General features: G+C 68.6%; 26 protein-coding genes. 10 read left to right on the forward strand and 16 right to left on the reverse strand.

The features are described 5' to 3' along the window. The first annotated feature begins 47 nt into the window (after positions 1–47). Together icmF and ABZY89_RS03015 are read left to right on the forward strand one after the other, a co-directional pair. Positions 48–3164, forward strand: a complete 3117-nt coding sequence (gene icmF / locus ABZY89_RS03010; protein WP_355224498.1) for a fused isobutyryl-CoA mutase/GTPase IcmF — start codon at positions 48–50, stop codon at positions 3162–3164. A gap of 126 nt (positions 3165–3290) precedes the next feature. Beyond that, positions 3291–4028, forward strand: a complete 738-nt coding sequence (locus ABZY89_RS03015; protein ID WP_355224540.1) for a helical backbone metal receptor — start codon at positions 3291–3293, stop codon at positions 4026–4028. Here ABZY89_RS03015 and ABZY89_RS03020 read toward each other — a convergent pair. The 9 genes from ABZY89_RS03020 to ABZY89_RS03060 form a co-directional block, all read right to left on the reverse strand. Continuing rightward, positions 3976–4347, reverse strand: coding sequence for a YrdB family protein (locus ABZY89_RS03020; protein WP_355224500.1), 372 nt, complete (start codon positions 4345–4347; stop codon positions 3976–3978). The genes ABZY89_RS03015 and ABZY89_RS03020 overlap by 53 nt on opposite strands. Before the next feature lie 55 nt (positions 4348–4402). Next, positions 4403–5401, reverse strand: coding sequence for a cytochrome d ubiquinol oxidase subunit II (locus ABZY89_RS03025; protein ID WP_355224501.1), 999 nt, complete (start codon positions 5399–5401; stop codon positions 4403–4405). After that, complete coding sequence (locus ABZY89_RS03030) at positions 5398–6783, reverse strand: cytochrome ubiquinol oxidase subunit I (RefSeq protein WP_355224503.1); 1386 nt, start codon at positions 6781–6783, stop codon at positions 5398–5400. Before ABZY89_RS03030 ends, ABZY89_RS03025 begins: the two co-directional genes overlap by 4 nt. Before the next feature lie 76 nt (positions 6784–6859). Then, a complete protein-coding gene (locus tag ABZY89_RS03035) occupies positions 6860–7618 on the reverse strand; it encodes a DinB family protein (protein ID WP_355224505.1) in 759 nt (252 codons plus the stop codon). 47 nt (positions 7619–7665) lie between these two features. Then, the gene (locus ABZY89_RS03040) at positions 7666–8424 is read right to left on the reverse strand and encodes an enoyl-CoA hydratase-related protein (RefSeq protein WP_355224506.1); all 759 of its coding nucleotides are present in this window, start codon (positions 8422–8424) and stop codon (positions 7666–7668) included. 47 nt (positions 8425–8471) lie between these two features. Continuing rightward, the gene (locus ABZY89_RS03045; protein ID WP_355224508.1) at positions 8472–9848 is read right to left on the reverse strand and encodes an ABC transporter substrate-binding protein; all 1377 of its coding nucleotides are present in this window, start codon (positions 9846–9848) and stop codon (positions 8472–8474) included. A 30-nt stretch (positions 9849–9878) separates the two neighbouring features. Next, entirely contained in the window at positions 9879–10763 is an 885-nt protein-coding gene (locus tag ABZY89_RS03050; RefSeq protein WP_355224510.1) for a carbohydrate ABC transporter permease, read from the reverse strand. Next, complete coding sequence (locus ABZY89_RS03055; RefSeq protein ID WP_355224512.1) at positions 10760–11674, reverse strand: sugar ABC transporter permease; 915 nt, start codon at positions 11672–11674, stop codon at positions 10760–10762. Before ABZY89_RS03055 ends, ABZY89_RS03050 begins: the two co-directional genes overlap by 4 nt. A 97-nt stretch (positions 11675–11771) precedes the next feature. After that, the gene (locus ABZY89_RS03060; protein ID WP_355224514.1) at positions 11772–12446 is read right to left on the reverse strand and encodes a dihydrofolate reductase family protein; all 675 of its coding nucleotides are present in this window, start codon (positions 12444–12446) and stop codon (positions 11772–11774) included. Between the two features lie 43 nt (positions 12447–12489). On the opposite strand from ABZY89_RS03060, the gene galE reads away from it, so the two are divergent. Then, positions 12490–13467: a UDP-glucose 4-epimerase GalE gene (gene galE / locus ABZY89_RS03065; RefSeq protein ID WP_355224516.1), complete on the forward strand. Its 978-nt coding sequence runs from the start codon at positions 12490–12492 to the stop codon at positions 13465–13467. 164 nt (positions 13468–13631) lie between these two features. Here the strand turns inward: galE and ABZY89_RS03070 are convergent, their stop codons facing one another. From ABZY89_RS03070 to ABZY89_RS03080, 3 genes are all read right to left on the reverse strand, one after another. Next, complete coding sequence (locus tag ABZY89_RS03070) at positions 13632–14183, reverse strand: hypothetical protein (RefSeq protein WP_355224518.1); 552 nt, start codon at positions 14181–14183, stop codon at positions 13632–13634. Beyond that, positions 14161–14601 (reverse strand): helix-turn-helix transcriptional regulator, encoded by a 441-nt coding sequence (locus ABZY89_RS03075; protein WP_091045907.1) that lies wholly within the window; start codon positions 14599–14601, stop codon positions 14161–14163. The genes ABZY89_RS03070 and ABZY89_RS03075 overlap by 23 nt, the downstream gene beginning before the upstream one ends. A 141-nt stretch (positions 14602–14742) precedes the next feature. Continuing rightward, a complete protein-coding gene (locus tag ABZY89_RS03080) occupies positions 14743–15699 on the reverse strand; it encodes an asparaginase (protein ID WP_355224520.1) in 957 nt (318 codons plus the stop codon). 28 nt (positions 15700–15727) lie between these two features. Between ABZY89_RS03080 and ABZY89_RS03085 the strand changes: the two genes are divergently transcribed. After that, complete coding sequence (locus tag ABZY89_RS03085) at positions 15728–16663, forward strand: sulfite exporter TauE/SafE family protein (RefSeq protein ID WP_355224522.1); 936 nt, start codon at positions 15728–15730, stop codon at positions 16661–16663. A 48-nt stretch (positions 16664–16711) separates the two neighbouring features. Here the strand turns inward: ABZY89_RS03085 and ABZY89_RS03090 are convergent, their stop codons facing one another. Together ABZY89_RS03090 and rfbB are read right to left on the reverse strand one after the other, a co-directional pair. Then, complete coding sequence (locus ABZY89_RS03090; protein WP_355224523.1) at positions 16712–18094, reverse strand: bifunctional dTDP-4-dehydrorhamnose 3,5-epimerase family protein/NAD(P)-dependent oxidoreductase; 1383 nt, start codon at positions 18092–18094, stop codon at positions 16712–16714. A gap of 6 nt (positions 18095–18100) precedes the next feature. Next, a complete protein-coding gene (gene rfbB, locus ABZY89_RS03095) occupies positions 18101–19114 on the reverse strand; it encodes a dTDP-glucose 4,6-dehydratase (RefSeq protein WP_355224525.1) in 1014 nt (337 codons plus the stop codon). 94 nt (positions 19115–19208) lie between these two features. On the opposite strand from rfbB, the gene rfbA reads away from it, so the two are divergent. Then, positions 19209–20081 carry a glucose-1-phosphate thymidylyltransferase RfbA gene (gene rfbA / locus ABZY89_RS03100; protein WP_355224526.1) on the forward strand — a complete coding sequence of 291 codons (873 nt, stop codon included), beginning with the start codon at positions 19209–19211 and terminating at the stop codon, positions 20079–20081. A 6-nt stretch (positions 20082–20087) separates the two neighbouring features. Here the strand turns inward: rfbA and ABZY89_RS03105 are convergent, their stop codons facing one another. Both ABZY89_RS03105 and ABZY89_RS03110 read right to left on the reverse strand, forming a co-directional pair. Further along, entirely contained in the window at positions 20088–20465 is a 378-nt protein-coding gene (locus ABZY89_RS03105; RefSeq protein WP_160026783.1) for a phosphomannose isomerase type II C-terminal cupin domain, read from the reverse strand. A 141-nt stretch (positions 20466–20606) separates the two neighbouring features. Beyond that, a complete protein-coding gene (locus tag ABZY89_RS03110; protein WP_355224528.1) occupies positions 20607–21773 on the reverse strand; it encodes a nucleotide sugar dehydrogenase in 1167 nt (388 codons plus the stop codon). An 89-nt stretch (positions 21774–21862) separates the two neighbouring features. Between ABZY89_RS03110 and ABZY89_RS03115 the strand changes: the two genes are divergently transcribed. From ABZY89_RS03115 to cysC, 5 genes are all read left to right on the forward strand, one after another. Continuing rightward, a complete protein-coding gene (locus ABZY89_RS03115; protein WP_355224530.1) occupies positions 21863–22150 on the forward strand; it encodes a helix-turn-helix domain-containing protein in 288 nt (95 codons plus the stop codon). Beyond that, positions 22150–23001: a HipA N-terminal domain-containing protein gene (locus tag ABZY89_RS03120; RefSeq protein ID WP_355224531.1), complete on the forward strand. Its 852-nt coding sequence runs from the start codon at positions 22150–22152 to the stop codon at positions 22999–23001. The genes ABZY89_RS03115 and ABZY89_RS03120 overlap by 1 nt, the downstream gene beginning before the upstream one ends. Positions 23002–23169: 168 nt before the next feature. Next, positions 23170–24084, forward strand: coding sequence for a sulfate adenylyltransferase subunit CysD (cysD, locus tag ABZY89_RS03125; RefSeq protein ID WP_350660983.1), 915 nt, complete (start codon positions 23170–23172; stop codon positions 24082–24084). Continuing rightward, a complete protein-coding gene (locus ABZY89_RS03130) occupies positions 24084–25334 on the forward strand; it encodes a GTP-binding protein (RefSeq protein ID WP_201451214.1) in 1251 nt (416 codons plus the stop codon). The genes cysD and ABZY89_RS03130 overlap by 1 nt, the downstream gene beginning before the upstream one ends. Positions 25335–25424: 90 nt before the next feature. After that, on the forward strand, positions 25425–26624 hold the full coding sequence (cysC, locus tag ABZY89_RS03135) for an adenylyl-sulfate kinase (protein ID WP_355224533.1): 1200 nt from the start codon (positions 25425–25427) through the stop codon (positions 26622–26624). Positions 26625–26765 lie beyond the last annotated feature (141 nt).

Here is a 26765-nt window from a genome sequence, read left to right on the forward strand (position 1 = left end):
ATGCTGGAATTACTTGGACGTCCAACTATTTCCTGGGAGCACCGCCCATGTCTGACCTCCACATCCCCCAGAACCACGTACGGATCGTGACCGCGAGCAGCCTGTTCGACGGTCACGACGCGGCGATCAACATCATGCGCCGGATCTTCCAGGCCCAGGGATGCGAGGTGATCCACCTCGGCCACAACCGCTCGGTGACCGAGATCGCCGACGCCGCCGTCCAGGAGGACGCCCACTGCGTGGCGGTCTCCTCCTACCAGGGCGGTCACGTCGAGTTCTTCGAGTATCTGGTCACCGCGCTCAAGGAGCGCGGCGCCGGCCACATCAAGGTCGTGGGCGGGGGCGGCGGCGTGATCGTTCCCTACGAGATCGAGCGACTGGCCAACTCCGGCGTCAAGATCTTCTCCCCCGAGGACGGCCAGCGGCTCGGGCTCCCGGGGATGATCAACTCGGTCGTGCGCGACATCGACCGCGACCTGTGGCCCACCTTCGAGTTCGCGGCCGAGGACGTGCTCGCCGGCTGCCCCCTCTCCCTCTCGCGATCCATCACCGCAGCCGAGCAGGGGCGACTGCCTGCGGAGATCGCGGATCCGCTGCGCGAGGCCAGCCGGGCGGTCGTCCTGGGCATCACCGGCACCGGCGGCTCCGGCAAGTCGTCGCTCACCGACGAGCTGGTCCGGCGGCTGCGGGTCGACCAGGAGGACAAGATCCGCATCGGCGTGCTCGCCATCGACCCGAGCCGACGGCGCGGTGGCGGTGCGCTGCTGGGCGACCGGATCCGGATGAACTCCCTCGCCGCCATCACCGACGGCGGCTCGACGACCTACTACCGCTCCCTGGCCACGCGCGGCGGTCACGAGGTGCCCGAGCACTTCGCCGACGTGCTCGCAGTGATGAAGGCCGCCGTCGATCTGGTCATCGTCGAGACGCCCGGTATCGGGCAGGGCGACACCGGGATCAGCGACTTCGTCGACGTCTCGCTCTACGTGATGACGCCCGAGTTCGGCGCCGCGTCGCAGCTGGAGAAGATCGACATGCTCGACTTCGCCGACGTCGTGGCGATCAACAAGTTCGAGCGGCGCGGGGCCGAGGACGCGCTGCGCGACGTGTCCCGCCAGCTCGTCCGCAACCGGGAGGCATTCACCTCCTCCCCCGACGACATGCCTGTCTTCGGCACCTCGGCCGCGGCCTTCGACGACGACGGCGTCACCGCGCTCTACCAGCACCTGCGCGGACTCCTCGCCGAGGCGGGGCTCGCCATCGGCGAGGGCGTCCTTCCCCGGGTCTCGACCCGCCACTCGACGGGCATCCACCCGATCATCCCCGAGAGGCGGGTGCGCTACCTGGCCGACATCGCGGGCGACGTACGCGACTACCACGCCCGCACCGTGGAGCTCGTCGCCGCGGCGCGGAAGGAGCAGGCGTACGAGATCGTGGCCGCGGACCACCCCGAGCTCGAGGCCCCCGCCAGCGAGATCCCCGACGACCTGCGGAAACAGCTCTCCACGTGGGAAGAGACCAAGGAGACGTACGCCGCCGACGAGAGCGGCCGCACGTCGCTGGCCGGCAACCACATCCCGCGGGTGGCGACCCCGCGCTACACCGACCGCGGCGAGCTCACCCGGTTCCTGCGCAACGAGAACCTGCCCGGGTTCTTCCCGTACACCGCGGGCGTCTTCCCCTACAAGCGGGCCAACGAGGACCCGGCGCGCATGTTCGCCGGCGAGGGCGACCCGTTCCGCACCAACCGCCGCTTCAAGCTGCTCTCCGAGGGCCAGCCGGCAACCCGGCTCTCGACCGCGTTCGACTCGGTCACGCTCTACGGCCGTGACCCCGACGTACGCCCCGACATCTACGGCAAGGTCGGCACCTCCGGCGTCTCGGTGGCGACGCTGGACGACATGAAGGCGCTCTACGACGGCTTCGACCTGCTCGCCCCGACGACCTCGGTGTCGATGACGATCAACGGCCCGGCGCCGACGATCCTCGCCTTCTTCCTCAACACCGTGATCGACCAGGCGCGCGAGCGCGGGATCGACCCGGCGAAGGCGCTGCAGACGGTCCGCGGCACGGTGCAGGCCGACATCCTCAAGGAGGACCAGGGCCAGAACACCTGCCTGTTCTCCACGGAGTTCTCGCTGCGCTGCATGGCCGACATCCAGGAGTGGTTCATCGAGAACGGGGTGCGCAACTTCTACTCGGTGAGCATCTCCGGCTATCACATCGCCGAGGCCGGGGCGAACCCCATCTCCCAGCTCGCCTTCACGCTCGCCAACGGCTTCACCTACGTGGAGTCCTACCTGGCCCGCGGCATGGACATCGACGACTTCGCGCCCAACCTGTCCTTCTTCTTCTCCAACGGGATGGACCCGGAGTACTCGGTCATCGGCCGCGTCGCCCGCCGCATCTGGGCGATCGCGATGCGGGAGCGCTACGGCGCCTCGGAGCGCGCGCAGAAGCTGAAGTACCACATCCAGACCTCGGGCCGGTCCCTGCACGCGCAGGAGATGGACTTCAACGACATCCGCACCACGCTGCAGGCGCTCATCGCGATCTACGACAACGCCCAGTCGCTGCACACCAACGCCTTCGACGAGGCCGTGACCACCCCGTCCGAGGAGTCGGTGCGGCGCGCTCTGGCGATCCAGTTGATCATCAACCGCGAGTGGGGCCTGGCGTTCAACGAGAACCCGCTCCAGGGCTCCTTCATCATCGACGAGCTCACCGACCTCGTCGAGGAGGCCGTACTGAAGGAGTTCGACCGGATCTCCGAGCGCGGCGGCGTACTCGGCGCGATGGAGACCGGCTACCAGCGCGGCAAGATCCAGGACGAGTCGATGCTCTACGAGCACCGCAAGCACGACGGCACCCTGCCGATCGTCGGCGTCAACACGTTCGTACGCGACACCAACGGCGCCCCCGCCGGCCCCGTCGAGCTCGCCCGTGCGACCGAGACCGAGAAGAAGTCCCAGCTCGACCGCGTCCACGCCTTCCAGGCCGCCCACTCGGCCGAGGCGGAAGCCGCGATCGTACGCCTCAAGCAGGCCGCCACCTCCGACGAGAACGTCTTCGCCGCGCTCATGGACGCGGCTCGCGTCTGCTCGCTGGGCCAGGTCACCGAGGCGTTCTTCGAGGTCGGGGGACAGTACCGCCGCAACGTCTGAGCCAGCGACTGCCCGACGAAGGAGGGCAGTCGCGTCGGCGAAGAGATCGAGCAGGCGCACGTCCGGGAGCTTGCGACCGGACGTGACCGCCGTGTCGAGATCGGAGCAAGTGTGACAGCAACGACAGTGGTCGACGACCTGGGAGCCCCATACGACGGCGCACGCCCGGCAACCCGGGTGGTGTCGCTGGTTCCGTCGCTGACCGAGGCGCTCGTCTCGGTCGCGGCGGACCGGGTCGTCGGGGCGACGGACTGGTGTACGCATCCGGCGGACCTCGACGTGCCGCGCGTGCGCGGCACCAAGAACCCGGATCTGGCCGCGATCGCGGCGCTGGCGCCGGACGTCGTGGTGGCCAACAAGGAGGAGAACCGGGAGCTGGACGTACGCCGGCTTCGGGAGCGGGGCGTCCGGGTCTGGGTCACGGACATCGAGACGGTCCCCCAGGCGATCGCATCCATGGAGAACCTTCTCGACGGCATCGGCTGGGACCGCCCGGACTGGCTGGCGGAGGCCCGCCGGCTCTGGTGCGGGCCGCTCCCCCGGGTCACTCGCCGGGTCGCGGTGCCGATCTGGCGCGACCCGTGGATGGTGGTCGGCTCACGGACCTTCACCGGAGACCTGCTGCGACGGTTGGGCTGGGAGAACGCCTTCGGCGAGCACGCGGACCGCTATCCGCACGTCGATCTGGCCGAGATCGACGGCGCCGGGGCCGACGTCGTGCTGCTGCCCGACGAGCCGTACGTCTTCACCGCCGAGGACGGCCCGGAGGCCTTCGCGCGGACGCCGACCGAGCTGGTCAGCGGCCGGCTGATCACCTGGTACGGGCCGAGCCTGGTCGAGGCACATCGTTGGGCAGCCGGCTGATCGCCGGCACCTGAGCCAGGCCGTTGACGACGACCGAGAAGATCAGCAGAGCGAGCGCCCATCCCGGCTGCCCGGCGTCCAGGAGCGCCAGCGAGGCGAGCCCGAAGACGATCACCTTCGCCACCGGCCGGATCACGGGCCCGCCACGAGCCGCCTTGGGCGAGGCGAACAGCCACCAGACGAACATGGCCACCGCCGGCAGCAACCAGACCAGCAGCCACCGCGGCTCGTGCTGCCAGCCCCACACCCCGAAGGCCGCCATTGCCAGCAGTTCGTCGACGAACACCAGAGTCAGCACGATCCAGCCGAAGACGGTCACGGCGACATCGTAGGGTCGGCCGACGCGTACGGCGCCTGAATATCCTCGGGGAGGCTCACCTGCTCCACCGCTCGGTCTGAGTGAGCCGGAACAGCAGGACCAGCGGAGGTCCGACCACGATCCCCGCGATCGCGACGGCCACCAGGAGCGCCCTCAAGGTCGCATCGGCGCCGCCCGCATCGGCGAGAAGAACCTCGTCGACCAAGAGCCACGGATACTGGCCGACGCCCCAGCCGGAGATCACGGTGGCCACCGCGATCAGTGCGGGCAGCCGAGCGATCGCGAAGCGGCTCTTCCGGAGCAGCCACAAGGTGGTGACGCCGGCCAGGAACGAGCAGACGATCAGTGGCGCGGCCCGGGTCTCCAACCCCTCGGCCAACGTCGGCGCATCCCTCTGGATCGGGATCAGCGCGATGAAGACGATCAGTCCGGTGACCAGACCCACCCCGAGCGTCCGGACCCGGAGGGTCGATGCCAGAGAGGGCTTCCCGGCACGTACGGCATCAGCGCAGAGGAACACACCGGCAAGGAAGGCACAGGTGCCGACGGCGATGATCCCTCCGAAGACCGAGGTGGGGTTCACCCACGACGACCAGCGGTCGCCGTACCCCTCAGCGGGAACCCTGCCGGAGGCGATCGCGCCCGCAACGGTCCCCAGGAAGAACGGCGTGATGATCGACGAGACCGCGAAGACGGCACCGAAGGCACGGGCCTGCGACAGCGTCGCGGAGTACTTCCGGAACGCGAACGAGGCACCACGGAGCACGATCCCAAGCAGAGCCAGCAGCAACGGCACGATCAACGTCGTCATCACCGCCGCGAACGACTCCGGGAACGCGGTCCACCACACCACCAGGCAGTAGATCAGCCAGACGTGGTTGACCTCCCACACCGGGCCGATGCTGTGGTCGACCAGCGTTCGAAGCTCCGCGCCCCGTCGCGCCCCACCGGCCGTGAGGTCGAAGAAGCCCGAGCCGAAGTCGGCTCCGCCGAACAGCGCGTACGCCAGGACCCCGACGAACAGCGCCGCCGCGACCGCCACCTCCAGGCTCATGACCGGCTGTCCGCAGAGATCGCCGCCGGGCCGTACGGGCTCGGCAGGTCCTCGCCGCCCTCACGCCATCGCCGCGCCATCGAGCGGAGCACCAGGACGGCGCCGATCGTCAGGAGCGTGTAGACGACCACCATCGTGCCGAAGACCCACCACAGGCCCGGGTTGTCCCCGGCCGCGTCCACGGTGCGCATGACGTCGTAGACGACCCACGGCTGGCGGCCGACCTCGGTAGCGACCCAACCGGCCTCGAGCGCGACGACGGCAAGCGGTCCGGCGACGACCGCGAACCAGCAGAACCAGCGGCTCTCCAACAGGTCCCGACCACGCCAGCGAAGCAGCCAGTAGACGATGGCGGCCAGCATCATCAGGCTCCCGATGCCGATCATCGTCTGGAACGCGAGATGGGTGATGTTGACCGGCGGGACGTCGGAGGCAGGGAAGGTGTCGAGTCCGCGCACCGGCAGGTCGAAGCTGCCGCGGGCGATGAAGGAGCCCCAGTTGGGAATCTCGATGAAGTAGCGCGGCTCGCCGTCGATCATCAGCCCGCCCAGACGCAGCGGCGCCGGTTGCTCGGTGGTGTCGGCGAGCTCGAAGGCAGCCAGCTTCGCCGGCTGTGTCTCGCCGAGTCGGATGCCGAGGACGTGACCGACGACAGGCTGGAGGACGGCCGCGACCGAGGCGAAGGCGAACGGCACCGTGAAGCCGAGCCGGTGATGGCGGTCGCGCCGGCCGCGGAGGACGCCGGCGGCGTAGACCGCGGCGACCACGAAACCCGCCACCATGAAAGCCGCCAGCCACATGTGCAGGAACTGCAGCAGTGCGCCCTCGTTGAACATCGCCTTCCAGGGCTCGACGTCCACCACCTCTCCGCTGGCGTTGATGCGGAAGCCGGTGGGCATGTTCATCCAGGCGTTGACAGAGATCACGCAGAAGGTGCCGAAGATCCCTGCCGCCGCCATCGGCACCAGGCAGAGCAGGTGCAGGCGGGGCGACATCCGTCCCCAGCCGTACAGATACAGGCCCAGGAAGATCGCTTCGGTGAAGAACGAGAGCCCCTCGAACGCGAACGGCAGCCCGAGGACGTCGCCGAACTTGCCCATCAGCCCTGGCCAGAGCAGGCCCATCTCGAAGCTGAGCACCGTGCCCGAGACCGCGCCGATCGCGAAGAGCACCGCGGAGACCTTCGCCCACCGTTTCGCCAGGACGAGCGCCACCTCGTTGCCACGAAGGCCGAGGAGGTGGACGACGAAGATCATGCTCGGGAAGGCGACGCCGAAGCAGGCCAGGATGATGTGCCAGCCGAGCGAGAAGGCCATCTGCTGGCGCGCCGGCAGGAGCCCCGCGGGCTCCTCGGTGGCGAACGCAAGCGCTTCGGCGATCACGGTTCGACCCTACGCACACCGCGGGCCGACTTGCCACCCGCAGCGCGGCAGCCGGGACTGATGACCGGGCGGACGCTCAGTCGCGCGAGGTCAGAACGGCCAGGTCACGTACGGCATAGCGGTGGTGCTCGGCCTCTTCGGCCAGCACAACCTTGAGGCATCGGCGTACGTCGTAGTCGGCGTCGGGGTCGTTGCCGATCGGCTTGCGGGTGCAGAGCCGGTCGAGGTCTGCGTCGGTGACCTCCGAGACGAACGCGCGCATCGTGCCCATCCTGGCGAGGCGGGGCTCCAGGATCTGCTCCAGCGACGGGTCGGCGTCGACGGTGAGTCCGGTGCCGGTCTCGTCCGCCCCCGCGGGCCCATAGCCGAGCGGGTGGTAGGGCTCGTCCTCCTCGAGGACCGGGTTGCCGAGCCACTTGTCGCTGGCATAGAGCAGATGGCGCTGGGTCTCGATGAACGACCACTCGTCGTCGACCCGCTGATGGAGCAGCTCCTCCGGCAGCGCCCGGACGCGCTCGAACGTGGCTGTCCAGGTCTCCTCGATGGCCGCCCAGGCCGCACGGATCTCGTCGGCGCTCCTCGCCTCACGGGCCAGCACCCGGTTGGGCTCGGCCCGGTCGAGCTCGGCCTCGACGTACGCCGTCACGTCGACGTCGTTGACCACGATCCGCTTGAAGGCCCCGGCGAGATAGACGTCGCGGCCGTAGCAGTCGACGATCTTCAGTCGCTCCTCGAACCAGCAGTCCCGGATCTCCAGGTCGCTGACATCGCTCTGCCGGATCAGCGCGCCTCGGAACAGGTCGCTGTTGACGTACGTCTTCTGCTCGGTGGACATACGACATGGTCGGCCCGCCGGGCGCACCCGTCAACGGACTTACGGGTCTAGCGGAAGGCGGGCTTCTCCTTGGCCAGGAACGCGCGTACGCCCTCCTTGAAATCGGCGCCGGTGTAGACCTCGCGCAGCAGGTCCTCATCACCCTCGGGCGAGGCCTCCGCCCGGGCGGCGTACGCGGCGAGCTGGCTCTTGGTGGCCCGGACCGTGACGCCGGAGAGCGGCAGGATGCCCTCGACCAGCGCGTCGACCTCGTCGGCCAGCGAGTCGGTGACAGCGGTCAGCGCGCCGGTGGCATAGGCCCGGTCGGCGCCGACCAGCCGCGCCGCGAGCAGCATCTCGCGCACGACCGGCTCGCCGAAGACGGCGGCCGCACGGTAGACGATGGAGGCCGCGAGCGCGTTGCCGAGCGTCTTCGCGATCGGGTAGCCGAAGCGCGAGTGCGGCGTCGCGACCCGCAGGTCGCAGTGGGTCGCGACCGCGAGCCCGCCGCCGACACAGACCCCGTCGACCGCCGCGATGGTGACCTGCGGGAGCGCGAACAGCTTCTCGAGCAGCGCGCGGATCCAGTCCTCGTAGTCCACCGCGTCGCGGGAGAGGAAGTCGGAGATCTCGTTGCCGGCGGCGAACGCCCGGCCGCCGGTGCCGGTCAGCACCAGCACCTTCACCGACTCGTCGGTGGCCAGCTCGTCGCACAGCTCGTGCAGCGCGCCGTACATCTCCGCGGTGAAGGCGTTGTGCTTCTGCGGCCGGTTGAAGGTCACCTGTACGACGCCCGTGCGCCGCTCCACTACCAAGTCCTCGCTCACGAGGACCGAGCGTAGGGCACCCCGCGGGGTGCCCTACGCGGTGCTCATCAGATGTGCGGCTTCACCTGGTCGGTATAGATCTTCTCCAGCGCCGTCTTCAGGCTGTCCATCTCGGTCTGGACGTCCTTGTTCTCGGTGAGGATCGAGGCCATGTGGTTGGCCATCTCCAGGTCGCCACCGGGCAGGAAGACACGGGCGTAGTCCTGCGAGCGGGTGTTGGGGAGCTGGTCGATCGCTACCTGGGCTTGCGGGGTCTTCTTCAGGATCGCGGCCGGGTCGGCGGACTTGCGGATCGGCACGTAGCCGGTTGCCTCCGAGAACTTGATCGCCTGCTCGGGCTCGGTGAGGAACTTGATGAAGGTGCCGGCCGCGAGCTGCCGCTCGGGACTGATGTCCTTCGGGATGCCGACACCCGAGCCGCCGGTCGGGCAGATCCGCTCCGCCTCCGCCGGCCCGGCGGGCAACGGCGCGACGCCGACGTCGAACTTCGCCGAGGTGATCGCGTTGATCAGGTCACCGGTCGAGCCCACGGTGGCGCTGGCGACGCCCGCCGCGAAGTCCTGGATCTGGTCGACACCGGCCACCCCGGCGACCTTGTCCTTGTAGACCCAGTCCTTGAGGAAGGAGAGCGCCTCGACCGACGCGGCCGAGTCGCAGGTGATGTCGAAGGACTCCTCCTTCGACCAGCCGCCGCCCCAGCCCCACAGGTTGTTCTGCAGGGTCCAGCCGGCGTAGCCCGCCAGGGCCGGAAACTGGAAGGCGAACTTCGCGCCGCTGGACGCGGCGAGCTTGTTCTTCCACTCGCCGAACTCCTCCCAGGTCTGCGGGCCCTGGTCGGACAGTCCGGCCTTCTTCCAGTGATCCTTGTTGTAGTAGAAGAGGGGCGTCGAGCGGGCCCACGGAACCGCCCAGTGGGCGTCGTCGTAGAGGTAGTCACCGAGCAGCGAGTCGACATAGTCGTCGGTGTCGAACTCGAGTGCCTCGAAGAGGGAGTCGAGCGGGATGATCTGGTCGTTCATCTTGTAGCGGAACCACCACACGTCCGACAGGTTGATGATGTCGGGCAGGTCGCCGCCGGTCTGCGCGGTCTGGAACTTCTGCGCGATCTCCTCGTAGTCGGCCCCGGCCGTGACGAGCTTGACGGTGATGTCGGACTGGGAGGCGTTGAAGGCGTTGACGATCTCGGTGCTGACCTTGATCGAGTCACCGGGGTTGGAGGTCCAGAAGGTGATCTCCTTGGCCGGCTTCACGCCGCTGAAGTCGATCTGCTCGACGGCGCTGGCGCCGCCGCCACCACCGCTGGTCGACGGGCCGCCGCCGCAGGCGGAGAGCGCCGCCGCGGAGATGCCCAGGGCGCTGAGGCCGAGGAAACGTCGCCGGTCCAGGATCAGACCCGAGCGATGCAGGTTGGACGAGGTGTTCATGGTGCATCCCTTCCCTGTTGTGGCGAGTCGTCAGCCTTTGACGCCGCCTTGGGTGAAGCCGTTGACGATGTGCCGCTGCAGGAACGCGAAGACGACGAGGATCGGCAGCAGCACCATCACGGTGCCGGCCATCAGGACGCCGAACGAGCTGGCCGCGGACTCGCTGTTCTGCAGCAGCGTCAGACCGCGCGGCAGCGTCATCATCTCGGGATCGGTGATGATGATCAGCGGCCACAGGTAGTCGTTCCACTCGTAGACCACGTTCACCAGGGCCACGGTCGCGATCGACGGCAGCGACATCGGCACCACGCAGTGCCACAGCCTCCGCCAGTGGCCGGCGCCGTCGAGGTGGGCCGCCTCGATCACCTCGTAGGGCAGCTGCATGAAGGCCTGGCGCAGCAGGAACGTACCGAAGCCGGTGCCGAGGCCCGGCAGGATGAGGCCCCAGTAGGTGTTCTCGCCGCCGAGGCTGCTGATGAAGACGTAGTTGGGCAGCGCGGTGACCTGCGGCGGCACCATCATCGTGGCGAGCACGCCCCAGAAGATGTACTTCCTGCCGGGGAACTCGCAGAAGACCAGGCCGTACGCCGTCAGGATCGCCAGCAGCACCTTCAGCCCGGAGCCGACGACCGTGACGATGGTGGAGTTGAGGAAGAGCCGCCCGAAGGGGACCTTCTGCGCGGCCTCGGAGTAGTTCTCCGGCTGCCAGACCTCGGGGAAGACGACCAGGTCGGTGGTCGCCAGGTCGCCTGGGCCCTTGAACGAGGCCAGGAACATGTAGCCGAGCGGCAGCACGACGACGAGCACGGCGAGCAGCAGCACCAGGTAGTCGCGTACGGTCAGCGGCGTCAGCGATCTGGATTGCTTCGGGCTTCGCTTCAGCCGCACCTTGCGGGAGGGAGCAGTCGTGCTCATCGGTAGTGGACCCGCCTCTCCACGACGATCAGCTGGACGAGCGTGATCACCACGAGGATCGCGAAGAGCACCGTGGACAGCATCGCGGAGTAGCCCGCCTGGCTCTGCTCCTTGAAGCCGGTCAGGTAGGCGTCGAAGATCAGGGTGCGGGCGCCGCGACCGAGCTTGTCCATCGCGATCAGCAGGTCGAAGGCCTGCAGGCTGTTGAGGATCGTGGTGACCAGCAGGAAGAACGTGGTCGGCGAGAGCAGCGGCAGGGTCACCGTGAAGAACCGTCTCACCGGGCCGGCGCCGTCGAGATCGGCCGCCTCCAGCACGTCGCCCGGCACCGCCTGCAGGCCGGCGAGGTAGATGACCGCGGCGTAGCCGAGGTTCTTCCAGACGTAGACGATGATCACCATCGTCAGCGTCCACGGAGGCGAGTTGATCCACTCCGGGCTGTTCAGGCCGATGTCCCGCAGGATCGCCGAGAGCGCGCCGATGTTGGGGTCGAAGATGTAGAGCCAGGCGAGCCCGACGCCGTAGCCGGACAGGATGTACGGCGCGAAGACCGTGGCCTGCGCGAAGCCGGCGCCCGGCAGCTTGCGGTTGAGCGCCAGCGCGACACCCAGGCCCAGGGCGAGGGTGAGACCGACGGTCGCGACCGTGAAGATCGCCGTCGTGGTGAGCACCTTGCTCGCCTCGCCGGAGGTGAAGAAGTCGCGGTAGTTGCCCAGCCCGACCGGGGTCGCGAACTTCGAGCCCAGCGTCCAGTTGAGCGTGGAGTAGTAGATGTTCTGGAAGAGCGGTCGGTAGGTGAAGACCGCGATCAGAGCGACGTTGGGCGCAACGAACGCGACAAAGATCAGCCACTCCCGTAAGCGTCTTCCCGAGAGTGCCTGACGTGGTCGCTTGGTCGTGACGGCCGTCATACCTGGCACGATCGGTGAGTCAAGCGGCTGGGTCGGACCCCGTCAAGAGTAAAACTCTCGGTCTCAAGATTTCGTTACCGGAAACTGACCGTGAACGTCATGCGTTTACGAGCCAACGTCCGAGCAACGTGCCGTCGTGCTCGATGAGGGACCCCAACGACACCGGTACGTCGGCGGGCGGCCCGGTCACGATCCGCCGACCGTCGCCGGCGAGGAGCTTGGGCGTGATCGTGTGGCAGAGCTCGTCGACCAAGCTGGCCTCGAGCAGCGAGCCGAGGAGGGTCGGCCCGCCCTCGCAGAGCAGGTGCCGCAGGCCCTCCTCGTGCAGCCGGTCGACGAGCGTCGGGAGGTCGACCTCGGAGGTGCCGGTGACGTAGACGTTATCCTCGCCGATCGCGTCGCGCGCGGCGTCCAGGCCTGGCGCCTCGGCCACCGTTGCGAGCCGCACCGCGCCGGGCTCGCAGCCGCGGAGATCGTCGGGGATCCGGCCGCGGCGGGAGACGACGACGATCGGCGCGCCCTTGGCCTTGTACGTCTCTGCGATGGCGGTCCCTGCGCCGACCAGAACGGCGTCGGCGAGATCGCGCAGGACGTGGAAGACGTCGACGTCGACGGCGTTGTTGACCGTGCCGGAGCGGCCGTCGGAGCCGGTCGCCGCACCGTCCAGGGAGCTGACCATGTTGGCCCGCAACCACGGCAGGCGGGGCGGCGCGTAGATGGCGCGCAGGCCTTCGGGAGTCGTCGGGTCGCCGTCACCGTGCAGGAACCTCACCCCGCAAACCTAACCGCCCAGTGCACCCCGCTATCTTCATCGCATGAGTTGGTTGGTTACCGGAGGCGCGGGCTACATCGGATCGCACGTCGTGCAGGCACTGCTCGACGCGGGCATGGAGCCGGTCGTCATCGACGACCTGTCCTCGGGGTTCGCGAAGTTCGTGCCCGACAACGTCACGTTCGTCGAGGCGACGCTGCTGGACAAGTCCGCGATCGAGCAGGCGATCTCCAACCACGGCGTCGAGGGAGTCATCCACCTCGCCGGCTTCAAGTACGCAGGCGTGTCGGTGCAGCGGCCGCTGCACACGTACGCACAGAACGTCACCGGCACCGCCAACCTCCTCGAGGCGATGACGGCCACCGGTGTGGACAAGCTGGTCTTCTCATCCTCCGCCGCCTGTTTCGGCACTCCCGACGTCGACCTGGTCACCGAGACCACGCCGACCAACCCGGAGAGCCCCTACGGCGAGTCGAAGCTGATCGGCGAGTGGCTGATCGCCGACGTGGCGCGCTCCGAAGGGCTCGCACACACCAGCCTGCGCTACTTCAACGTCGTCGGGTCCGGCAGCAAGGACCTCTACGACACCAGCCCCCACAACCTCTTCCCGCTCGTCTTCGACGCGCTGGCCAAGGGCAAGACGCCGCAGATCAACGGCGACGACTACCCGACCCCCGACGGCACCTGCGTACGCGACTACGTGCACGTCGCCGACCTCGCCCACTCCCACGTCGTCGCCGCCAAGCGGCTCGCCGAGGGCAAGGACCTCGAGCCTGTCTACAACCTCGGCTCGGGCGACGGCTCCTCCGTACGCCAGATCATGGACGCCATCCGCGAGGTCACCGGCATCGACTTCGAGCCGATCATCAAGCCGCGTCGTCCCGGCGACCCCGCCCGCATCGTCGCCACCGGCGAGCTCGCCCGGCGCGACCTCGACTGGGAGATGCGCCACGACCTGCGCTCCATGGTCGCCACCGCCTGGGAGGCCCGCCAGGCCGCAGGCGCCGACTACCCCAGCTGACCCCCGCCGAGTCGGCACTTCTGGCGTACCGAATCTGTAGTTGTGGGTGACGATTCGACAGATTCGTCACCCACTTCTGCGGATTCGGCCGCCACAACTACAGATTCGGCAAATGAAGGACGGCCCGCTCTTTCGAGCGGGCCGTCTTCGGTTGAGAGCCTGGGTCAGGCCTTCTTGGCGGCGGTCTTCTTGGCCGGGGCCTTCTTGGCGGGGGCCGGCTTCTCGGCCGGCGCAGCCTCGGCCTTCGGAGCCTCGGTCGTGGGGGCCTCAGCCTTGGGAGCCTCGGCCGGGGCCTCAGCGGTCTCGGCCTTCTTGAACTTCGCGACGAAGGTCTCACCGCGGGTGGCGAGCTTGTCGTAGGTGCCGGTGGCGGAGTCGGTGGTCTCGTCGAGCTTGGCCTTGACGGTGGTCTTCAGCTTCTCGGGAAGGACGGTGTACTGCTCCTTGGCCAGGGCCGGGAGCGACTTCGGGTCGAAGCCGGTCACGCTGGTCTTGGCAGCGGTCGCCTTCTCGGTCGCCTGGGTCCGGTAGGCGGTGGCCTTCTCGGTCGCCTTGGAGCGGGCGTCGGTCAGCTTGGTGGTCGCCTCGGAGCGGTAGTCGTCGACCTTCTTCTGCAGGTCGGTGGCGTAGCTCTTGACGGTCTCGTAGGCGAGGTCGGCGACGCCGGCGACGGCGTTGAGGGGCTTGGTGGTCTCAATCTTGGGCAGCGTGGGCATCTGGGTTCTCCTCGTGATGGGGTTCAGCGGTTTCATCGGCGGCCGGCGCATCGTCGGTGACACGACTGTTGAGAGCAAGGAACGAGTGATAGACGTCGAGCAGCGAGTGCTTCTGCCGCTCGGTCAGGTTCGGGTCGGCGAGCACCGCGAGCTCCACGGACCCCCCGACGTTGGAGTCGGGGCTGAGGATCCCGGCACGGACATAGACCTGCTCCGCCGAGATACGCAGCGCCTTGGCGATCTGCTGGAGGACCTCAGCCGATGGCTTGCGCAGACCGCGCTCGATCTGACTGAGGTAGGGGTTGGACACACCTGCTTGGTCGGCGAGCTGACGCAGAGACATCTCAGCCGAGATCCTCTGTTCCTTCAGATACTCGCCGAGCGTGCCAACCGCACTCGTGACCTTGCTCTTGACCATGACTCCAGTGTGCTAACAATTGCTAGCAAACACAAGCCCTGAGCAACCGAAGTGACACACATCACCCACTAATTGCCTCATCAACCGGCGAAAACACCCGGATCCGCGGCACTCCCACATCGCTAGCATTCCGCTAGCACCTCACAGCAGCGCGCGGATCTCCCCCACCCGACGCCCACCGCCGAGGATCGGCGCGTCCCCGGTCGCCCGCAACGCGTCGGCGTCGACCCCGTCCAGATCACCGACCCCGTCCCGCAGCAGCGCGGCGGCCATCACGGCCGCCCGCGCCCGGTCACCGCCGTCGTCGGCCTTCAGCGCCCACGCGCGGCCGTCGGGAAGCGCCACGGCGTAGACCGCCTCGGCCCCCAGCTTGCCGATCAGCCCGGGTACGGCACGGTGCAGCGCAACCTCGTCGCGCGTCGTGCCCGAGACGTACTCGGGGTGGGACCGGATCGCCTCGGCGACCCGGGCGGCCGGACCGTCGACCGCCGAGCCCATCGTCGAGAACGCCCGCGCCAGCCCGGTCAGCGACGTGGACAGGGCCGGAGCCCCACAGCCGTCGACGGTGGCGTACGCGGCCTCGCCGGTGCACGCCTCGAGCACCTCCTGGATCCCCACCTGGAGCGGGTGCGTCGGGTCCAGATAGCCCTCCAGCGACCAGCCGGCCGCGACGCAGGTGGCGAGCATCGCAGCGTGCTTGCCGGAGCAGTTCATCGCCAGCCGGGTCTTCGGCTCGCCGCGACGGAGCGCCTCCTCCCGCGCCTCGACACCGAACGGGTAGTCCTCGATGTTGCCGAGCGCGGACTCGTCCAGGCCGACGGTGGCGAGGATGCGGCGTACGCCTTCCTGGTGGAACGCCTCGCCTGAGTGGGAGGCGCAGGCGAGGGCGAGCAGGTCGGGTGGCAGGTCGAGGCCGAGGATCACCATCGCGAGGGCCTGGACCGGCTTGTTCGAGGAGCGCGGCAGGATCGGCGAGTCGACGTCACCGAGCGACCAGCTCACGGTGCCGTCGGCCGCCAGAGAGACGGCGGATCCGTAGTGGTGTCCCTCGACGAAGTCGGAGCGGATGATCTCGGCGAACGGCACAGGTGCTGGCATGGGGGCGAGACTATGTGAGAGTTGCCCCGTGTTCGCCGACCTCCTCACCCAAGAAGCGCTCAGCGTGCTCGTGGTCAGCTTCGGCATCGGCATCGTCGTCGGTCTGACCGGCATGGGCGGTGGCGCCCTGATGACGCCGGCGCTGATCTTCCTCGGGGTGCCGCCGACGACCGCGGTCGCCAACGACCTCGTCGCCGCCTCGGTCAACAAGTCGGTCGGCGCCGCGGTGCACTGGCGCCACGGCTCACCCAACATCAAGCTGGCGACGTACCTGATCATCGGCTCGGTCCCGTGTGCGTTCCTGGGCACCTTCGTCCACAAGCTGGCGCCGGGCGACACCGACCACTTCCTCAAGCTCGTCCTCGGTGGGGCCCTGCTGTTCGCGGCGGCGTCCTACATGTTCCGGATGTACCTGCAGCTGCGTCTGGTCACCGGCGGCAACGAGGCTCCCGAAGAAGACCCCCGTCTGAAGCCGCTGCTCACCATCGTCATCGGCGCTCTCGGCGGTCTGCTGGTCGGCATCACCTCGGTCGGCTCCGGCTCGGTCATCATGATCGCGCTGCTGCTGGTCTACCCGACCCTCTCCGCGGTGAAGCTGGTCGGCACGGACCTGCTTCAGGCGGTGCCACTCGTCCTGGCCGCCGCGATCGGCCAGGTGCTCAACCACGGCGTCGACTGGGCGGTGCTGATCCCGCTCATCCTCGGCGGCACCCCCGGCACCTTCCTCGGCTCCCGGATGGCGCGCTGGGTCTCCCAGTCGGTCATCCGGCGCGGCATCGTCATCATGCTGACGCTCTCGGGCGCCAAGATGCTCGGCGCCGATGCCACCTTCCTGCTGCTCCTCGGCGGCGCGATGCTGCTCCTCGGCCCGCTCCTGTGGGGCTTCATCCGCCAGTCGCGCGGCCTGGAGGCCTTCGACAACAACGCCGCCGCCTGGCGGCTGCCGGAGCGCTCCGAGAAGTAGCCCCCGCCGAGTCGGCTCGTCATGACGAGCCGACTCGACCAGCGAGCCTCAGGCCTTCAGGTAGCGGCGTAGCGCGTCGAGGTGGTCCTCGGGCTCGAAGCCGGTGGCGGTGAGCTTGTCGAGGGACATCACCGAGTTGAGCGGTCGCGGCGCGACGCCCTCCTTGTCGGCGAAGTAGGCCTCGGTCGAGGTGGCGCCCACATCGGCCCGGTCACGCCCCGACAGCGAGAACACCTCGGCGGCGATGTCCCGCCACGAGCACGGGTCGCCGGCGTTGGTGCAGTTGTAGACCCCGTACGCAGCCCCGGACCGCAGCAGGTGAGCGGTGGCCGCGGCGAGGGTGTCGGTGAAGGTGAGCCGGCCGATCTGGTCGTCGACCACGGTGGGCGAGACGCCCTTCTCGGCGAGAGCCGCCATGGTGCGTACGAAGTTCTTGCCGTCGCCGACCACCCAGGAGGTGCGCAGGATGTAGTGACGCGAGGTGCCCGCGACCACGATGTCGCCGGCGGCCTTGGACTGCGCGTAGACGCCGAGGGGCGAGACCGGCTCGTCCTCGGTGTGCTCGGTGGCGGTCCCGTCGAAGACGTACTCGGTCGAGTAGTGCACAAGGGTCAGCCGGTGCTCGGTCGCCGCCCGGGCGAGCAGCGCCGGAGCGGTCGCGTTGGCGGCCCAGGCGGTGCGCCGGCCGTCGGCGGTCTCGGCGACGTCGACCGCGGTGTAGGCGGCGGCGTTGAGGATGAGCTGGTAGTCGGGCCACGGCCAGGCCGCGACCGCCTTCTCGTCGGAGATGTCCAGCTCGTCGAGGTCGACCGCGTCCGCATCCGGGAAGACCGACACGAGGGCCCGGCCGAGCTGGCCGTTGGCGCCGATGATCAGCGTCTTCTTCGGCTTCATCGGGGTGATCTCGGCCAGGCGTGGGTTGGCCCTGTCCTTCTCGGAGATCTCGGCGGAGTCCAGCGGGATCGGCCAGGCGATCGCGGCGGTCTCGTCGGCGAGGTTGAGCGCCGGGTAGGCGAACCCGGGATGCCAGTGGTCGTTGACCAGGTAGGAGTAGACGGTGCGGTCCTCCAGCGCCTGGTAGGAGTTGCCGACCCCGCGCGGCACGAAGACCGCTGTCTCCGGGCCGATCTCGATCGAGAACGTCGTCCCGAACGAGGACCCCTCACGCATGTCGACCCACGCCGCGAACACCCGCCCGCACGCGACGGAGACGAACTTGTCCCACGGCTCGGTGTGGATGCCTCGGGTCGCGCCACGGGCGGCGTTGAAGGACATGTTGTTCTGCACCGGCCCGAAGTCGGGGAGCCCCAGCTCCACCATCTTCTCGCGCTGCCAGTTCTCCTTGAACCAGCCACGGGCGTCGCCGTGCAGGGGCAGGTGGACGACCAGCAGACCCGGAATGGGCGTCTCGTCGACGCGAAGCTCAGCCACCGAGAATCACTGCCCCTTCGCGGCGTACTTGGCTTCGGTCTCGTGCTTCAGCGGCGACCACCAGGCCTCGTTCTCCTGATACCAGGCGATCGTCGCGGCCAAGCCCTTGTCGAAGTCCTGGTACTTCGGCTCCCAGCCGAGCTCGCTGCGCAGCTTGCCGGACTCGATGGCGTAGCGACGGTCGTGGCCGGCGCGGTCGGTGACCCACTCGATGTCGTCCTCAGGACGCCCGAAGTGACGCAGGATCGCGCGGACGACGTCGACGTTGGACTTCTCGCCGTCGGCACCGATCAGGTACGTCTCCCCGATCCGGCCCTTCTCCAGGATCGTCCAGACCGCCGAGGAGTGGTCGTCGGTGTGGATCCAGTCGCGCACGTTGAGCCCGTCGCCGTAGACGCGCGGCCGGCGCCCCTCGATCACCTCGGTGATCTGGCGCGGGATGAACTTCTCGACGTGCTGCCAGGGGCCGTAGTTGTTGGAGCAGTTGGAGATCGTCGCGCGTACGCCGAAGGAGCGCACCCAGGCGCGGACGAGGTGGTCGGAGCCGGCCTTGGTGGCCGAGTAGGGCGAAGACGGCTGGTAGGGGGTGTCCTCGGTGAACCGCTTCGGGTCAGCGCCCACCTCATCGAGCAGAGGGAGGTCGCCGTAGACCTCGTCGGTGGATACGTGGTGGAACCGCACATCGTGCTTCCGGACCGCCTCGAGGAGCACGAAGGTGCCGACGATGTTGGTCTGGACGAACGGAGCCGGGTCCGAAAGGGAGTTGTCGTTGTGCGACTCGGCCGCGTAATGCACCACGGCGTCCGACTCCGCCACCAGCGGCTCGACCACCTCGGCGTCCGCGATGTCGCCGACCACCAGCTTCACCCGGTCCTCCGGGAGCCCCGCCAGCGATGCCTCCGAGGAGGCATAGGTCAGCTTGTCGAGCACCGTCACGTACGCATCGGTGTTGGCCACGAGGTGGTGCACGAAGTTGGAGCCGATGAACCCGGCCCCGCCTGTCACAAGAATCCGTCTCACCGGTTCATCGTAGGCAGAATTAACCACCCGGTGGTCGCCTCGCCCCGGTGGGTTCCCTAGAACGTGGGGTGAACATCCGTAGGATCAACTGATCATGAAGGGGATCATCCTTGCCGGAGGCACCGGCTCACGTCTGCATCCGATCACTCTCGCGATCAGCAAGCAGCTGATGCCGATCTACGACAAGCCGATGATCTACTACCCGCTGACCACGCTGATGCTGGCCGGGATCCGGGACATCCTGGTGATCACGACGCCCCACGAGGCCTCCGGCTTCCACCGGCTCCTCGGTGACGGCAGCCATCTCGGCGTCAACATCAGCTACGCCGAGCAGCCCTCCCCCGACGGCCTCGCCCAGGCGTTCACGATCGGCGCCGACGTCGGCTTCCTCGATGAGTCCGAGGACGGTGTCGGCCTCGTCCTGGGCGACAACATCTTCTACGGCCCCGGCCTCGGCACCCAGCTGGCCCGCTTCAAGACGATCACGGGCGGTGCCGTCTTCGGCTACCGCGTCGCCGACCCGCGCGCCTACGGCGTCGTCGAGTTCGACGAGAACCACAAGGCCATCTCCTTGGAGGAGAAGCCGGAGAAGCCCAAGAGCCCGTACGCCGTTCCCGGCCTCTACTTCTACGACAGCTCGGTCATCGGGCACGCCCGCAACCTCCAGCCGTCCGCGCGCGGAGAGCTCGAGATCACCGACCTCAACCGGATCTACCTCGAGGCCGGCACCCTCTCGGTCGAGGTGCTGCCCCGCGGCACCGCCTGGCTCGACACCGGCACCCTCGAGGACCTCAACGAGGCCGCCAACTTCATCCGCGCCATCGAGCATCGCCAGGGCACCAAGATCGGCGCCCCCGAAGAGGTCGCCTGGCGCCAGGGCTGGCTCTCCGACGAGGAGCTCTCCGAGCTGGCCCAGCCGCTGCTGAAGAGCGGTTACGGGAAGTACCTGCTCGGCCTGCTGGCCTAGGCCGAATCAGGCCTCCGCCGCGACCGCGGCCGTCTGCTCGGCGCGACCGAAGTCGTCCTCCAGGCGAACGATGTCGTCCTCGCCGGTGTAGCCACCGCGCTGGACCTCGATGATCGAGAGCGGCTCGTCGGTCTCGTTGCAGATCCGGTGAGCCTGGCCGACGGCGACGTCGACGGACTCACCCGGCCCGGCGATGGTGGTCACGCCATCGATGATGCAAGTGGCCTTGCCGTAGATGACCACCCAGTGCTCGGAGCGGTGGGTGTGGGTCTGGTAGGAGAGGCGGCTGTTGGGCAGCACCTCGATCCGCTTGACCTTGTAGCCCGGACCGATGTCGATGACGTGCCACGAACCCCAGGGGCGGGTCTCGGAGTCACCAGCCATGATGTTGCCTCATTCCTAGACACTGAACAGAAGACGCGACCATAACTGTACGCATCCGCGCACGGTTCATTGCGAACCGATGTTCACCGGTCCGTTACCCGCAGGTCGCCCACGGGAGCAGAAATCGCCGGTCGGAGGGCGTCAGTCGCGCCCGTAGATGTCGCGCGTGTAGACCTTGTCGGCGACATCGGCGAGCACCTCGGTGCGCCGGTTGGCGATGATCACGTCGGCCCGCTGCTTGAACTCGTCGAGGTCCTTGATGATCTCGGAGTGGAAGAACTCCGGCTCGTCGAGCTCGGGCTCGTAGATGACCACCTCGACCCCCTTGGCCTTGATCCGCTTCATCACGCCCTGGATCGAGGACTCGCGGAAGTTGTCCGAGCCGGACTTCATGATCAGCCGGTAGACGCCGACCACCTTCGGCTCGCGCCGCAGGACGTCGGTGGCGACGAAGTCCTTGCGCGTGGTGTTGGCCTCGACGATCGCCGAGATGAGGTTCTGCGGGACGTTCTGGTAGTTGGCCTGCAGCTGCTTGGTGTCCTTGGGCAGGCAGTACCCGCCGTAGCCGAAGCTGGGGTTGTTGTAGTGCGAGCCGATCCGGGGGTCCAGGCCGACGCCCTCGATGATCTGGGGCGTGTTGAGCCCGTGGGTGGCGGCGTAGGTGTCCAGCTCGTTGAAGTAGGCCACCCGCAGCGCGAGGTAGGTGTTGGCGAACAGCTTGATCGCCTCGGCCTCGGTGGCGCCGGTCATCAGCACCGGTACGTCCGGCTCGAGCGAGCCCTCGAGCAGCAGCTCGGCGAAGCCCTTCGCCGCCGGGGAGTCGTCGCCGACGACGATGCGGGAGGGGTGCAGGTTGTCGTGGAGCGCCTTGCCCTCGCGGAGGAACTCGGGGCTGAAGAAGAGCGTCGCCTCGGGGTGCTGGTCACGCTTGGCCGCGATGTAGCCGACCGGGATGGTCGACTTCACCACGATCGCCGCCTCCGGCGCGTAGGTCACCGCGTCGGCGATCACGCTGTCGACCGTGGAGGTGTCGAAGTAGTTCGAGGCCTCGTCGTAGTTCGTCGGGGTGGCGACGATGACGTACGCGGCGTCCGCGTAGGCGTCCTCCTTGTCGAGGGTCGCGCGCAGGCCGAGCTCCTTGGTGGCCAGGAAGCTGGTGATCTCGGCGTCCTCGATCGGGGTCTTGGCCGTGTTGACCAGGTCGACCCGCTCCTGGGAGATGTCCAGGACGACGACGTCGTGCTTCTGGGCGAGCAGGACGGCGAGCGACATCCCGACGTAGCCCACGCCGACAACGGTGATCTTCATGTTCGGCACTGTATGCAGCGGTTCGAGACCGGTCACCGCATATGAATCAGCGATGTTCCCGTACGGGTACATCGCGTAAAGTGTTCATCGTGCCGTCGCCGTACCTGACCTCACCGGCCGCCTTCGGGTCAGCCGTGCGCGCCGCGCGGCGCCGCGCCGGCCTCACCCAGAGCGACCTGGCCCACCGGGCCGGGGTGGGACGGCGGTTCGTCGTCGACGTCGAGTCCGGACACCCGCGTGCCGAGCTGGGCAAGGCGCTCGCGCTGCTGGAGGTCCTCGACGTCTACCTCGCGCCCACGCAGCTCTCCCCGATCGCCCCGCCCCTGGAGGACGTCGACCTCGACGCCGTCCTGGCCCACTGTCTGACCCACCCCTGATGCGGGAGCTGTACGCCTTCGCCGGCCGCCGCCGGATGGGCACCTTCCGCCAGGTCGGCGACCGGATCGACTTCACCTACGCCGAGACCGCCGGCCCGACGCCGATCTCGCTCTCCCTCCCCCGCACCGGCCCGGCGCTCGCCCCCGGGGCCGCCCACGCCTGGCTGGACAACCTGCTCCCCGCCCGCGAGGACGTACGCCGCAGATGGGCGCGCGAGCGAGGGCTGCCCGACACCGAGCCGATGACGCTGCTCGCCTCCTACGGCGACGATCTCCCCGGCGCAATCTCGCTCTCGGCCGACCCCGACCTGCCCTGGCGCCGGGCGCCGCATCCCGTCGAGGCGCCGCTGCCCGAGATCACGACCCGGCTCGCGGCGCTGCGCAACCAGCCCACCTCATGGCTCGACCAGCGGGCCCGGCCCCGGTTCTCCCTCGGCGGCCACCAGGGGAAGTTCGCGCTGCGGCGGGCCTCGGGGAAGTGGTTCTGGCCGACGTACGAGCATCCGTCGACGCACATCCTGCGGCCGACGACACCCGAGGAGGCCTCCGCGAGGATCGCGAACCTGGGCCGGGCCCGCTCCGGCGGGATCCCCGCCACCCGCACCGAGCTGGTCACCTTCGGCGCGCAGGCGGCGCTCGTCGCGGAGCGCTGGGACCGGCTCGGCGGCCGGCGCATCCAAGCCGAGACGATCCGGCAGGCGCTGGGTCTTCGGCCGGGCCAGGACATCGACCCCGGCGGCGTACGCGACCTGTTCCAGCGGCTCGACCTGACGCCGTCTCCGGGCGATGACGTCGACAAGATCGCCTTCCTGCTGGCCGGGGACCGGGTCGCCGTGGCGCCGCGGCGCTGACCACGTCACGGCGGCCATCTCACCGTGCGAGTGGCGCTTCCGGGCATGGCCCGTCGCGTGCGTACACTCGGATTCCTGCCCACGCGGGGATGGGACATTTCGCCGTGCCGTGGAAGCCGCCACTAGCATGGGCGCCTCAACCTGACGGAGAGGTCCTCTGGTTCCGTAATGACTGCAACACACGCCGACTACCGGCTCAGCCAGCTCGACCAGCTGGAAGCCGAGTCGATCCACATCTTCCGCGAGGCCGCGGCCGAGTTCGAGAAGCCTGTCCTGATGTTCTCGGGAGGCAAGGACAGCATCGTGATGCTGCGACTTGCGGAGAAGGCTTTCTTCCCTGCCAAGATCCCGTTCCCGGTCCTCCAGATCGACAACGGCCTCGACTTCCCCGAGGTCGCCGAGACCCGTGACCGCTGGGTCAGCCGCCTGGGCGTACGCCTGGTGATCGCGAGCATCGATGACGCCATCGCGCGCGGCATCGTCGTCGACGACGGCAAGACCTCGCGCAACCGGCTCCAGACCCCCACGCTGCTCAACGCGATCGAGGAGAACGGCTTCACCGCCGCCTTCGGTGGCGGTCGCCGCGACGAGGAGAAGGCCCGCGCCAAGGAGCGCGTCTACTCCCACCGCGACGAGTTCGGTCAGTGGGACCCCAAGATGCAGCGCCCCGAGCTGTGGTCGCTCTACAACGGCCGCCTGCACGAGGGCGAGCACATGCGGATCTTCCCGATCTCCAACTGGACCGAGCTCGACATCTGGGACTACATCGGCCGCGAAGGCATCGAGATCCCGCAGGTCTACTTCGCCCACCAGCGTCGCGTCTTCGAGCGCGACGGCATGCTGCTGACCGAGACCCCGCTCAACCCGCTGCGCGAGGGCGAGGTCGTCACCGAGCGTACGGTCCGCTACCGCACCTGCGGCGACATGACGCTGACCGGCTGCGTCGAGTCGACCGCATCCACGATCCCCGAGATCATCGAGGAGGTCGCCGCCGCCCGGGTCACCGAGCGAGGCGCGACCCGCGGTGACGACCGGTTCTCCGAGGCTGCCATGGAGGACCGCAAGAAGGAAGGTTACTTCTGATGGCCATGGACCTTCTGCGGTTCGCCACCGCCGGTTCGGTCGACGACGGCAAGTCCACCCTCATCGGGCGCCTGCTGTTCGACTCGAAGTCGATCTTCACCGACCAGCTCGAGTCGGTCGAGAAGACCTCGCAGGACAAGGGCCACGGCTACGTCGACCTGTCGCTGCTGACGGACGGACTGCGGTCCGAGCGTGAGCAGGGCATCACCATCGATGTGGCCTACCGCTACTTCGCGACGCCCAACCGCAAGTTCATCATCGCCGACACCCCGGGCCACGTGCAGTACACGCGCAACATGGTCACCGGTGCCTCCACCGCCGACCTCGGCCTGGTGCTCGTCGACGCTCGTCACGGCCTGACCGAGCAGTCCCGCCGTCACGCGGTGCTGCTCTCGCTGCTGCGAGTGCCCCACCTGGTCCTGTGCATCAACAAGATGGACCTCGTGGACTACTCCCAGGAGGTCTACAACAAGATCTCGGCCGAGTTCACCGCGTTCGCGACCAAGCTCAACATCCCGGACCTCGAGGTCATCCCGATCTCGGCGCTCCAGGGCGACAACGTGGTGACCCGCTCCACCAACATGGACTGGTACTCCGGCCCGACGCTGATCCACCACCTCGAGCACGTCCACGTCGCCTCCGACCGCGACCTGGTCGACGTGCGCCTTCCGGTGCAGTACGTCATCCGGCCGAAGTCCGACGACCACCACGACTACCGCGGCTACGCGGGCCAGGTCGCCGGTGGCGTACTCAAGCCGGGCGACGAGGTCATGGTGCTTCCCTCCGGGATGACCAGCAAGATCGCCGGGATCGACCTGTTCGACAAGGAGATCCCCGAGGCGTTCCCGCCGATGTCGGTGACCGTCCGGCTCGAGGACGACGTCGACGTGAGCCGCGGCGACATGATCTCGCGGGTCAAGAACGCCCCCGAGCCGAGCCAGGACATCGACGCGATGATCTGCTGGATGACCAACGCTCCGCTGCGTCCGCGGCAGAAGCTGGCCATCAAGCACACCTCCAACTCGGCGCGAGCGCTGGTCAAGGACATCCAGTACCGCCTGGACGTCAACAGCCTCCACCGTGACCTGGAGACCAAGGAGCTCGGCCTCAACGAGATCGGCCGCGTGCAGCTGCGCACCACCAAGCCGCTGCTGTGCGACCCGTACTCGAAGAACCGCACCACCGGCTCCTTCATCCTCATCGACGAGGCGACCGGCGTCACCGTCGGCGCGGGCATGATCAACGACTGACGCGTTCAGCCATTCAGGACTGGGCGGCGCATTCCGGCAACGGGATGCGCCGCCCGTTCTCCATCTCATACGACCTCACCAGGTGATCTTGTGCCTCAGCAGTTCTCTCCCACGCCGCGCGAGCTCGACGACATCGAGCTGATCGTCTCCGGCGCCCTCCCGGGTCCGCTGAACGCCCCCGGGTCGGCGTTGACGCTCGCCCTGCCGGCCTCCGTCGCCGAGAATGCGGCTGCGGACGGCGCGGTGGAGATCGTCGACCCCGAGGGGCTGCCGCTGGCCCGGGTCACCTGGCCCGCGGGCGAGGTCACCGGCCTGTCCTCCCCCGCCTACGGTCCCTTCCGGCGGCTCTACCTCACCCCCGAGCAGACCCGGAAGGCGTACGCCGGGCGGACGATCGTCCCGGTCACCGACGCGCTCACCACCGCCGAGACCGCGGAGATCGCGGCCCTCGGGCCGGTGCTGCTGCTCGCGCTGGTCGGGCACGGCACACCGTCGCTCTCCCCCGTCGCCCTGCTGCGCGCGTCGTTGCTGGCCGCGGAGGACCTCCCCGACGCGGCCGTGGTCGCGGTGCCGCTGGCTTCGCACGACGACCCCGAGGCCGACCACGCTCTCGGCGTGGCCGTCGTGGAGGCGTACGCCGGGGGTGACCCGATCCACGCGCTCGCCTCGGGAACCTCGACCGAGTCGGCCGACCACACCGAGGCGATCGCCGCGGTCATCGCCTCCGACCAGCCGGCGCCCGAGGACCAGGGCCTGGTCATCTTCTTCACCGGCCTGTCCGGCTCCGGCAAGTCCACCCTCGCCCGTGCCCTGATGGACAGGATCCTCGAGCAGGGTGCGCGTACGGTCACCTCGCTCGACGGCGACGTCGTGCGGCGCAACCTCTCGGCCGGGCTGACCTTCTCCAAGGAGGACCGGGAGACCAACATCCGCCGGATCGGCTGGGTGGCCGCCGAGATCTCCCGCCACGGCGGCCTCGCCGTCTGCTCCCCCATCGCGCCGTTCGACTCGACCCGCCAGGACGTACGCGGCTACGTCGACGACGCCGGCGGTGCCTTCTTCCTGGTCCACGTCGCCACGCCGCTGGAGGAGTGCGAGCGGCGCGACCGCAAGGGCCTCTACGCCAAGGCCCGGGCCGGCCAGATCCCCGAGTTCACCGGAATCTCCTCGCCCTACGAGGAGCCGGCCGACGCCGACGTACGCGTCGACACCACCGGCCGCTCGATCGAGGACGCTTTGGACGACGTCATCGCGGCCCTGCGCGAGGCCGGCTACCTCGATCTCGCCTGAAGGGGCCGACCCGGCTCGTTCTGACCAAGAATCGAGTCGAGTCGGCTCGTCATGACGCTCGCCCGAGCCGTCGGTGAAGCTCCACGGACCGTCGGGAACCGAGGAAGCACCCGACGCCGGTTTCGCGCCGTCGTCGTCGGC

The sequence above is a fragment of the Nocardioides sp. NPDC006303 genome, from assembly GCF_040613175.1.
GTDB lineage: Bacteria > Actinomycetota > Actinomycetes > Propionibacteriales > Nocardioidaceae > Nocardioides.

What these genes read in the sequence shown, in the direction of transcription:
- icmF (WP_355224498.1), top strand. Translation starts at nt 48, where the DNA reads ATGTCTGACCTCCACATCCCCCAGAACCACGTACGGATCGTGACCGCG.
- ABZY89_RS03025 (WP_355224501.1), bottom strand. Translation starts at nt 5,401, where the DNA reads ATGAGCCTGGAGGTGGCGGTCGCGGCGGCGCTGTTCGTCGGGGTCCTG.
- ABZY89_RS03035 (WP_355224505.1), bottom strand. Translation starts at nt 7,618, where the DNA reads ATGTCCACCGAGCAGAAGACGTACGTCAACAGCGACCTGTTCCGAGGC.
- ABZY89_RS03045 (WP_355224508.1), bottom strand. Translation starts at nt 9,848, where the DNA reads ATGAACACCTCGTCCAACCTGCATCGCTCGGGTCTGATCCTGGACCGG.
- ABZY89_RS03050 (WP_355224510.1), bottom strand. Translation starts at nt 10,763, where the DNA reads ATGAGCACGACTGCTCCCTCCCGCAAGGTGCGGCTGAAGCGAAGCCCG.
- ABZY89_RS03055 (WP_355224512.1), bottom strand. Translation starts at nt 11,674, where the DNA reads ATGACGGCCGTCACGACCAAGCGACCACGTCAGGCACTCTCGGGAAGA.
- galE (WP_355224516.1), top strand. Translation starts at nt 12,490, where the DNA reads ATGAGTTGGTTGGTTACCGGAGGCGCGGGCTACATCGGATCGCACGTC.
- ABZY89_RS03070 (WP_355224518.1), bottom strand. Translation starts at nt 14,183, where the DNA reads ATGCCCACGCTGCCCAAGATTGAGACCACCAAGCCCCTCAACGCCGTC.
- ABZY89_RS03075 (WP_091045907.1), bottom strand. Translation starts at nt 14,601, where the DNA reads ATGGTCAAGAGCAAGGTCACGAGTGCGGTTGGCACGCTCGGCGAGTAT.
- ABZY89_RS03080 (WP_355224520.1), bottom strand. Translation starts at nt 15,699, where the DNA reads ATGCCAGCACCTGTGCCGTTCGCCGAGATCATCCGCTCCGACTTCGTC.
- rfbA (WP_355224526.1), top strand. Translation starts at nt 19,209, where the DNA reads ATGAAGGGGATCATCCTTGCCGGAGGCACCGGCTCACGTCTGCATCCG.
- ABZY89_RS03105 (WP_160026783.1), bottom strand. Translation starts at nt 20,465, where the DNA reads ATGGCTGGTGACTCCGAGACCCGCCCCTGGGGTTCGTGGCACGTCATC.
- ABZY89_RS03110 (WP_355224528.1), bottom strand. Translation starts at nt 21,773, where the DNA reads ATGAAGATCACCGTTGTCGGCGTGGGCTACGTCGGGATGTCGCTCGCC.
- ABZY89_RS03120 (WP_355224531.1), top strand. Translation starts at nt 22,150, where the DNA reads ATGCGGGAGCTGTACGCCTTCGCCGGCCGCCGCCGGATGGGCACCTTC.
- cysD (WP_350660983.1), top strand. Translation starts at nt 23,170, where the DNA reads ATGACTGCAACACACGCCGACTACCGGCTCAGCCAGCTCGACCAGCTG.
- ABZY89_RS03130 (WP_201451214.1), top strand. Translation starts at nt 24,084, where the DNA reads ATGGCCATGGACCTTCTGCGGTTCGCCACCGCCGGTTCGGTCGACGAC.